Here is a 1,793-nt window from a genome sequence, read left to right on the forward strand (position 1 = left end):
GATCGGTATGCCTCTAATCATTAATTTATTGGACAAGACTGGACAATGCGTACATGGCGATCCATAATACTAATATGGCAAAGTACGTGAAACCAAATGAAGCAGCTAACACTTTGGGAGTTTGCCTCCGAACCCTCAGACGATGGGAAGCAGAAGGTAAAATCAACACAATCAAAACACCGTCAGGTCAAAGACGGTACGACATCGAAAAGTTCATCAAAAAAGAATCAGAACCAGAGGGAGGACGCGCCACTGTTATCTATGCTCGCGTCTCTACCCGACCTCAAAAAGCAGACCTCGATCGACAAGTTGAACGATTATCAGCGCTCTACCCAGGCGCTGAAATTGTTAAGGAAGTGGGAGGAGGACTCAATCTTAGGCGGAAAGGACTCATCACCCTTTTGGGACGAGTTCTGCGAGGTGATATCGCAATTATTGTGGTTGCCCACAAAGACCGACTTGCAAGATTCGGATTTGACATTATCGAATGGCTTTGTGAGCAATTGCCGAACTCGTTCAAGATATCGTCGCAATCCTCCACAGCTTTTCAAGCCGACTTTACTCCATTAGAAGGCTTGAAAACCAAATCAAGCAGGAGTTACAAGTCGAATCCAAGGCACAAGAAGGAGAAGAGATCGCCCAACAAAACACTTAAGATTCGAGTTTATCCTGAGTTAGCGCTGCACCAAAAATGGAAGTCTTGGCTATCAGCATCGCGTTACTGCTACAACAAGGCTATTGCAACCTTGAAAGCAGGCGAAAAAATAACCAGTGCTTATTCTTTGAGGGACTACGTGCTAGGACTAGACTTACCTGATTGGGTCAAGTCTGCACCGTCCCACCCAAAAGAAAATGCTATTTTTGACGCTTGGGATGCCTGGAAACAAGCCAAGTCCGTCAAAGGAGAAGCAAGTTTTAGGAGTTGTCGTCAACCATCGCAATCAATCAAATTCCACAGGGTTAACTTCAACGGCGAGACTTGGTTTCCATCCCTAGTCAAAGGACTTAGCTTGAGAACTACAGAGCCAATTCAAAAGACCGAGTTTGCGACCCAACTTATTAGAGACAAAAAGCGATGGTTCGCTTGTATCCCAGTGATAGAAGAGGTGAGGACAAAGGAACTAGACAAGGTAATTGCACTTGACCCTGGCGTTAGAACCTTTTTAACTGGCTACGACGGTGACTCATTTCAAGAATTTGGCAAGGCAGACATTGGACGCATTCAAAGATTGTGTTCTCACCTTGACAAACTAATGGGACGTGCGTCAAAAGCTGGTAGAAAGCAGAAGCGCCGGATGCTAGAAGCTGCAAGCAAGTTGAGAATCAGGATTCGCGACTTGATTGACGAGTGTCACAAGCAGGTGGTTAATTACCTGACAAGTCAATACAAAGTCATCTTGCTGCCTACATTTGAAACATCACAAATGGTTGTTAAGTCAAAGCGCAAGTTACGCACCAAGACTGCTAGACAGATGCTCACTTGGGGGCATTATCGTTTTGAATGCCACCTCAAGCAATCAGCTAAAAAACGAGGTGTTGTTGTTATTGACGTTAACGAATCCTACACTAGCAAAACTTGCACCAAGTGCGGACACAAGCATTCAAAACTTGGTGGTTCAAAAACATTTAAATGCCCTAGCTGCGGTCACGAACATGACCGAGATTGGGGCGGCGCTCGAAACATTATGATTCGAGCTTTGAGGGACGGCTCCTTTGCTCTCTCTATCAATAGTGAGAGTATTGCTATCGCGTATGCCCTGTTTGTCCAGGGTTGTGCAGCGTAACACCGTCAG

1 protein-coding gene and 1 pseudogene are annotated in these 1,793 nt (G+C 45.4%); both read left to right on the forward strand.

The annotated features are described in order from the left end of the window. The first annotated feature begins 74 nt into the window (after positions 1–74). Positions 75–655 (forward strand): annotated as a pseudogene (locus JGK07_RS33040) (IS607 family transposase). Continuing rightward, positions 576–1,784 carry a transposase gene (locus JGK07_RS33045; protein WP_293214494.1) on the forward strand — a complete coding sequence of 403 codons (1,209 nt, stop codon included), beginning with the start codon at positions 576–578 and terminating at the stop codon, positions 1,782–1,784. The pseudogene JGK07_RS33040 and the gene JGK07_RS33045 overlap by 80 nt, the downstream one beginning before the upstream one ends. The last annotated feature ends 9 nt before the right edge of the window (positions 1,785–1,793 follow it).

Source organism: Microcoleus sp. PH2017_24_DOB_U_A, assembly GCF_020738205.1.
In the GTDB taxonomy this organism is placed as follows: Bacteria; Cyanobacteriota; Cyanobacteriia; order Cyanobacteriales; family Microcoleaceae; genus Microcoleus.